Below are 7,078 nucleotides of genomic sequence, written 5' to 3' on the forward strand. Positions count from 1 at the left end.
TTAGTATGGCAAGTGTAAGTTTAACCCGTGTTATCGAAAAAATGAAACTGGAAAATCTCACACCGGAGATCGATGTGAAACATGTGAAGATCACGCAGCCGGATATCAACCGTCCGGCACTGCAGTTAGCCGGATATTTTGAGCATTTCGATGCCACCAGACTGCAGATTATCGGATTTGTGGAATATACTTATATGGAGGGGCTGACAGATGAGACCCGCAGGGAGGCGTATGAGAAGCTGATGGCTTATGACATCCCTTGTATCGTGTTCAGCCGTGACCTGAAACCGGACCCTATATTCCTGGAAACTGCGATCAGACATCAGATCCCGGTATTATCTACGAAAAAGTCCACTTCTGATTTTATGTCTGAGATCATCCGGTGGTTAAATGTCAAACTGGCCCCCTGCATCTCCGTACACGGTGTACTGGTGGATGTCTATGGTGAAGGCGTCCTGATCACCGGTGAGAGCGGCATCGGTAAGTCCGAGGCAGCCCTGGAGCTGATCCGAAGAGGACATCGTCTGGTAACCGATGATGTGGTAGAACTGCGTAAAGTCAGTGATGATACGCTGGTAGGTTCTGCACCGGATATCACAAAACACTTTATTGAATTGCGTGGTATCGGCATCGTGGATGTCAAGGCACTGTTTGGTGCATTGTCCGTAAAAGATACCCAGACCATTGACCTGGTCATCCGTCTGGAAGATTGGGATAAGGACAAAGAGTACGACAGACTGGGACTGGAAGAGAATTATACCGAATATCTGGGCAATAAGGTGGTATGCCACAACATTCCGATTCGTCCCGGACGTAACCTGGCAGTTATCTGCGAGACGGCAGCTATCAACCACCGTCAGAAGAAGATGGGATACAACGCAGCAAAAGAGCTATACACCCGTGTACAGAACTCTCTGGCAAAAAGACGTGAGGAGGACGAGGACGATGAGTAAATATGCATTTGGGGTAGACGTTGGTGGAACCACAGTGAAATTAGGACTGTTCAATGACGAAGGACAGGTGTTGGACAAATGGGAGATCCCTACGGTCAAGGATAACGGCGGAGAGAAAGTTCTGCCGGATATCGCAGCATCCATCAAAAATAAAATGCAGGAAAAGAACATCACCGCAGCAGACCTGGTGGGCGTGGGAATCGGCGCCCCCGGTGCGGTAAATGCCGAAGGCTTCATGGTCAACGGTGCTGTTAATATCGGCTGGGGATCTTTTGATCTTGCTGAAACGCTGAAAAAAGAACTGGATCTGCCTGTTACCGTGAAGGCAGGCAACGATGCCAATGTAGCAGCCCTGGGCGAAATGTGGCAGGGCGGTGGTAAAGGCTATTCCAATCTGGTAGCCGTTACTCTGGGAACCGGTGTCGGCGGAGGTATCATCATCGACGGCAGGATACTGACCGGTACCAACGGTGCCGGCGGTGAAATCGGACATATCCATATTGAAGATGCTGAGACAGAGACTTGCGGCTGTAAGAACAAGGGTTGTCTGGAACAGTATGCATCTGCTACCGGAGTTACCCGTCTGGCCAACAGACGTCTGGCCAAAGACGATGCTCCCAGCGTGCTCAGAGGTGGTGAAATCTCTGCGAAGACCGTATTTGATGCGGTGAAAGCCGGAGATAGAGTAGCAATCGAGATCGCAGAACAGTTCGGCGAGTATCTTGGCAAGGGACTGGCAGTAGTAGCCAATGTGGTAGACCCGCAGATCTTCGTTATCGGTGGCGGTGTATCCAAAGCCGGAGATATCTTATTCAAATACATAGAGCCTTCTTATAAGAGATGTGCTTTCGGTCCCTGCAAGCAGACGAAATTCGCCCTGGCCAAGCTGGGAAATGATGCCGGAATCTACGGTGCGGCAGCACTGGTATTAAAGTAGGCTTTCGCGGCATAATTATAACAAAAAGAAAGAGCAGCCTGACAACATGATAAGTGCAGCAGTGATAGAAGCATTAAAAGAAATTGTACCGGCAGATAAAGTTCTGTTACAGGAACCGATGAAATTGCATACCACCTTCCGGATCGGTGGCCCGGCAGATTGCCTGGTCTATCTGGAAAACGAAGAGCAGCTCTGTAAGATCCAGAAATACCTTCGGCTGGTGGATGTTCCCTATACCGTGATCGGCAACGGAAGCAATCTGCTGGTCAGCGACCAGGGATATGCAGGAATTGTTCTGGTGGTTGGTAAGCATATGAGCCGGATCGAAGTGAAAGACTGCTATCTGGAAGCAGAGGCAGGGGCCCTGATGAGCCAGGTGGCAAAAGCAGCGAAAGAGCATGGCCTGACAGGCCTGGAGTTCGCCGCGGGAATCCCCGGTACCATCGGTGGCGGAGCTGTAATGAATGCCGGAGCCTACGGCGGAGAGATGAGCCAGGTGGTGACCACTGTTACGGTAGTCAACCGTAATGGAGAGATCATGGAACTGGACAACAGTACCATGGAGTACGGCTATCGTACCAGCGTGATCCAGAACCAGTCGTTTGTCGTGACGAAAGTGACTTTCCGGCTACAGCCCGGAGATCCGGAGCAGATCGCAGCCAAAATGGAGGAACTGGCAATTCGCCGCAGAGAAAAACAACCTTTGGAATATCCCAGTGCCGGCAGTACTTTCAAACGTCCCGAGGGACATTTCGCCGGGCAGCTGATCATGGAAGCCGGTCTGCGGGGATACTCCGTAGGAGGCGCAAAGGTATCGGAAAAGCATTGCGGATTTATTATCAACACCGGCAATGCCACTGCAGAAGATGTAAAAGATGTGATCTGGGAAGTACAGAGAAGAGTGAAAGAACGTTTTCACGTGGAGCTGGAACCCGAGATCAAATTCCTGTAACTATTCAGAGCCATGTAAATTTGTTTTCTGCGGATGCTTGCATCTTCGCAGAATCGCAAATTTATATGGCGAAGTAACCACATGAGCAGAGAACAGGAAGACCTGTTCTCCAAGGAAGCCTCGAAGAGGTGATTTTGCGAATGGGATTCTGAATAGTTACGATAGAATAACGAGGTGCATATGAGATTTGTAGTAGTAACAGGCATGAGTGGCGGAGGAAAGAGAACCGCATTAAAGCTTTTGGAAGATGCTGGATTTTACTGCGTGGATAATCTGCCGGTATCTCTGGTGGAGAAGTTCGTGGAACTGATTGCCATGCCGGGCAGTGAGATCAGCAAGGTGGCCCTGGGACTGGATGTCCGGGCAGACCAGAATTTCATGGATGCGACCCGGATTTTGGAGCAATTAAAGGAAAAAGGCTACAAATTCGAGATTTTGTTTATGGACTCCGACGATGCTGCTCTGATAAAACGGTATAAGGAGACCAGACGTGTGCACCCTCTTGCAGCAGACGGCAGAGTGGAGGACGGCATTCACAAGGAGCGGAAGATTCTGGAGACAATCCGCAAAAATTCAGATTACGTCATCGATACCTCCAATCTGTTAGTCAGAGAACTGAAGGAAGAGTTGGATCGTATTTTTGTACAGAACGAAGAATACAATAGTCTTATGGTAACGGTCATGTCCTTCGGGTTCAAGCATGGAATCCCCGCAGACGCCGATCTGGTCTTTGATGTAAGATTCCTGCCAAACCCTTATTATATCGAGGAACTGAAGCCCCAGACCGGTAATGATAAAGGAGTGCAGGATTATGTGATGAGTTTTCCGGAGACCGGAATATTCCTGGACAAGCTGACCGACATGATTCAGTTTCTGATCCCGAATTATATTAAAGAAGGCAAATACCGTCTGGTTATTGCAATCGGCTGCACCGGCGGTAAGCACCGAAGCGTTACTTTAGCAAATAAATTGTACGAACGTATGAAGGCGGAAGGTCATTATGGTATCAAGCTGTACCACCGTGATGTACCCAGAGAAGGAATCTGACATGTCATTTTCGAGTGAAGTAAAGGAAGAACTGGCAAAACACATCAGCCCGGCAAGACATTGCCAGATCGCTGAGCTGGCCGCACTCATGAACTTCAGTGGACAATACGGACGCTCCGCAGAAGGAGATTTCATGATCGGTTTCCAGACGGAAAACGAGGCGGTTGTCAGAAAAGGCTTTACATTATTGAAAAAAACATATAATATAGATACTGATGTTAAAATCAGCGAGGAACAGATGCGGAGTGTGATCGATAAGATCGGGGATCTGTCTGAGCCTGTGAGCCCCTTGTTGATTAAAAATTCCTGCTGTCAAAGAGCATTTTTAAGAGGAGCTTTTCTCTGCATTGGTTCTATGAGCGATCCGCAGAAAAGTTATCACCTGGAATTTGTATGCACCGATGAGGATAAAGCGAGACAACTACAGAGTGTGATACAGGGATTTGACATAGAAGCCAAGATTGTGCTTCGGAAGAAGTATTACGTGGTCTATCTGAAGGAAGGATCTGGTATTGTGGATCTTCTCAATGTGTGCGAAGCACCCATTGCCCTGATGAAGCTGGAAAACCTGAGGATTGTGAAAGAAATGCGCAATTCTGTGAATCGGAGAGTGAACTGTGAGACCGCCAATATTACCAAAACGGTAACTGCGGCGACCAGACAGATAGAGGATATTATTTATATCCGGGATCACTACGGACTGGAGAATCTGCCCGAGCCCTTAAGCCAGATGGCAGAGGTCAGGCTGGAGAATCCGGACGCTCCGCTGAAGGAACTGGGAGAGTATCTGGATCCGCCGGTGGGAAAATCCGGTGTGAACCATAGATTACGTAAACTCAGCGAACTGGCAGATAGAATCCGGACGTAAAAGAGGAGGAAAATTATGACAAAGAGGAGTATTACGGTCAGACTGGAAGATGGCCTGGACGCAAGACCGGTGGCACTGTTAGTACAGGAAGCCAGCAAGTACGAAAGCAACATTTATTTTGAAGTAGACGATAAGCGGATCAATGCCAAGAGTATTATGGGTATGATGAGCCTGGGACTTTGTGCAGGCGAAGAGCTTACAGTAACTGCAGAGGGTGCAGATGAGCAGACCGCTGTGGACAACATTGAAAAGTTTTTGAGCGGTCAGGTGGCTTAAGAACATAACATGAGAAGAAGCGGGGCTGATGGAGAATTCTGTTAGTCCCGTTTGTTGTATCTTGAGGGCAGTATTATGAAGAAGATGTTATTTATCTATAATCCCAAAGCTGGAAAGGCACAAATCCGCAACAAACTGGCGGATATTCTGGATGTATTCACCAAGGGCGGTTATGAGATCACCGTATATCCCACGCAGAGAAGTGAGGATGCCATGGAGAAGACCGAGAAGCGCAGCAAAGAATATGATATCGTGGTCTGCAGCGGCGGAGACGGAACGCTGGATGAGGTGGTCACCGGCATGATCCGCAGTGGCTTCCGTACGCCTATTGGCTATATCCCGGCCGGGAGCACCAATGATTTCGGAGGAAGCCTCGGGCTGCCGAAGAATATGGTGAGAGCTGCGGAAAATATTGTAAATGGGAATGATTTCGCCTGTGATGTGGGATCCTTTAATGAGGATGTGTTCGTTTATATCGCAGCTTTCGGACTATTCACGGATGTCTCTTATGAGACCGGACAGGATATGAAAAATGTGCTGGGGCATATGGCATATCTGCTGGAAGGAATGAAGCGGCTGTCCGCGATCCGTTCCTATCCCATGCGGATTACTTATGGCGATACTACGATCGTGGATGATTTTATCTTCGGAATGGTGACCAATTCCGCATCGGTAGGAGGATTTAAGCGGATCACCGGCAAAAACGTCAGGCTGGATGATGGCGTTTTCGAAGTAACGCTGATCAAACGTCCGAAGAACCCGATTGAACTGAATAACATTATGGTATCCCTGCTGAACCGGGATATCGATACCGATGCTATGTACTGCTTCCGGACGTCAAAGGTGGAGATCACTTCCGCAGAGCCTCTTCCATGGACTCTGGATGGAGAATATGGCGGAACCCATACAAAAGTAGTGATTGAGAACATCTGCCGGGGCGTAGACATCCGGGTGGAACAGAAGGAATCTTAAAATTTGGTAAAAATTTAACAATAAGCTGTTCCATTTTTGAAAAGAATGTGCTATAGTTTGGATAGTCACAAAGTGATTATTCGAAATGTGTTTTTCGTGCTTTTACGAATGTATAACATTTCGTATATCGTAACAAGAATGAGTATATAAAATGGAGGTATTAAAATGTTAGTATCCGCAACAGAAATGCTCAAAAAAGCAAAAGCAGGCCACTATGCAGTAGGTCAGTTCAACATCAACAACCTGGAGTGGACAAAGTCCATCCTTCTCACCGCTAAAGAACTTCGTTCCCCTGTTATTCTGGGTGTATCCGAGGGTGCCGGCAAGTACATGGGCGGTTATGATGTAGTCGTTGGCATGGTCAACGGACTGTTAAAGGATCTGGACATTGATGTTCCCGTTGCGCTGCATCTGGATCATGGCTCTTTTGAAGGCTGCTACAAGTGCATCGAAGCTGGTTTCTCTTCCATCATGTTTGATGGTTCTCATTATCCTATCGCTGAGAACGTAGAGAAGACCACTGAGTTGGTTAAGGCTGCTCACAGCAAGGGACTTTCTATCGAGGCAGAAGTTGGTTCCATCGGTGGTGAGGAAGACGGCGTTATCGGTATGGGCGAGTGCGCTGATCCTAAGGAGTGTAAGTCTATCGCTGATCTGGGTGTTGACTTCCTGGCAGCAGGTATCGGTAACATTCATGGTAAATACCCCGCTAACTGGAAGGGCTTAAGCTTCGAGACTCTGGCAGCTGTACAGGAGCTGACCGGTGAGCTTCCTCTGGTTCTGCACGGTGGTACCGGAATCCCTGCAGATCAGATCAAGAAAGCGATCGACCTGGGTGTATCCAAGATCAACGTTAACACCGAGTGCCAGCTGGCATTTGCTGATGCTACCCGTAAGTACATCGAGGCTGGTAAGGATCTGGAAGGCAAGGGATTTGACCCTCGTAAGCTTCTGGCTCCCGGTGCAGAAGCTATCAAGGCTACTGTTAAGGAGAAGATGGAACTGTTCGGATCTGTTGGCAAGGCTGAATAATTCTGGAATAAAAATGCAAAAGTCTCTCGCAGCGATGCGGG

General features: G+C 48.3%; 8 protein-coding genes. All 8 read left to right on the plus strand.

The annotated features are described in order from the left end of the window. Positions 1–5: 5 nt before the first annotated feature. The 8 genes from hprK to fba all read left to right on the plus strand — a co-directional run bounded on the left by hprK (position 6) and on the right by fba (position 7,037). A complete protein-coding gene (gene hprK / locus OCV96_RS10680) occupies positions 6–953 on the plus strand; it encodes an HPr(Ser) kinase/phosphatase (RefSeq protein WP_262594508.1) in 948 nt (315 codons plus the stop codon). Then, on the plus strand, positions 946–1,890 hold the full coding sequence (locus OCV96_RS10685; RefSeq protein WP_262594509.1) for an ROK family glucokinase: 945 nt from the start codon (positions 946–948) through the stop codon (positions 1,888–1,890). Before hprK ends, OCV96_RS10685 begins: the two co-directional genes overlap by 8 nt. Before the next feature lie 46 nt (positions 1,891–1,936). Next, a complete protein-coding gene (gene murB, locus OCV96_RS10690; protein ID WP_119624162.1) occupies positions 1,937–2,842 on the plus strand; it encodes a UDP-N-acetylmuramate dehydrogenase in 906 nt (301 codons plus the stop codon). A 180-nt stretch (positions 2,843–3,022) separates the two neighbouring features. Next, positions 3,023–3,889, plus strand: a complete 867-nt coding sequence (rapZ, locus tag OCV96_RS10695; protein WP_022313109.1) for an RNase adapter RapZ — start codon at positions 3,023–3,025, stop codon at positions 3,887–3,889. Position 3,890: 1 nt separating this feature from the next. Continuing rightward, complete coding sequence (gene whiA, locus OCV96_RS10700) at positions 3,891–4,757, plus strand: DNA-binding protein WhiA (protein WP_118539904.1); 867 nt, start codon at positions 3,891–3,893, stop codon at positions 4,755–4,757. A 15-nt stretch (positions 4,758–4,772) separates the two neighbouring features. Then, a complete protein-coding gene (locus tag OCV96_RS10705; protein ID WP_022313107.1) occupies positions 4,773–5,033 on the plus strand; it encodes an HPr family phosphocarrier protein in 261 nt (86 codons plus the stop codon). A gap of 75 nt (positions 5,034–5,108) precedes the next feature. Further along, entirely contained in the window at positions 5,109–6,005 is an 897-nt protein-coding gene (locus OCV96_RS10710; protein WP_117465155.1) for a diacylglycerol/lipid kinase family protein, read from the plus strand. 165 nt (positions 6,006–6,170) lie between these two features. Further along, complete coding sequence (gene fba / locus OCV96_RS10715) at positions 6,171–7,037, plus strand: class II fructose-1,6-bisphosphate aldolase (RefSeq protein ID WP_022153367.1); 867 nt, start codon at positions 6,171–6,173, stop codon at positions 7,035–7,037. The last annotated feature ends 41 nt before the right edge of the window (positions 7,038–7,078 follow it).

It is taken from the genome of Waltera acetigignens (assembly GCF_025567015.1).
In the GTDB taxonomy this organism is placed as follows: Bacteria; Bacillota; Clostridia; order Lachnospirales; family Lachnospiraceae; genus Acetatifactor; species Acetatifactor acetigignens.

Coding starts and splice junctions, on each gene's coding strand:
- hprK (WP_262594508.1), top strand. CDS start 6: ATGGCAAGTGTAAGTTTAACCCGTGTTATCGAAAAAATGAAACTGGAA.
- OCV96_RS10685 (WP_262594509.1), top strand. CDS start 946: ATGAGTAAATATGCATTTGGGGTAGACGTTGGTGGAACCACAGTGAAA.
- murB (WP_119624162.1), top strand. CDS start 1,937: ATGATAAGTGCAGCAGTGATAGAAGCATTAAAAGAAATTGTACCGGCA.
- rapZ (WP_022313109.1), top strand. CDS start 3,023: ATGAGATTTGTAGTAGTAACAGGCATGAGTGGCGGAGGAAAGAGAACC.
- whiA (WP_118539904.1), top strand. CDS start 3,891: ATGTCATTTTCGAGTGAAGTAAAGGAAGAACTGGCAAAACACATCAGC.
- OCV96_RS10705 (WP_022313107.1), top strand. CDS start 4,773: ATGACAAAGAGGAGTATTACGGTCAGACTGGAAGATGGCCTGGACGCA.
- OCV96_RS10710 (WP_117465155.1), top strand. CDS start 5,109: ATGAAGAAGATGTTATTTATCTATAATCCCAAAGCTGGAAAGGCACAA.
- fba (WP_022153367.1), top strand. CDS start 6,171: ATGTTAGTATCCGCAACAGAAATGCTCAAAAAAGCAAAAGCAGGCCAC.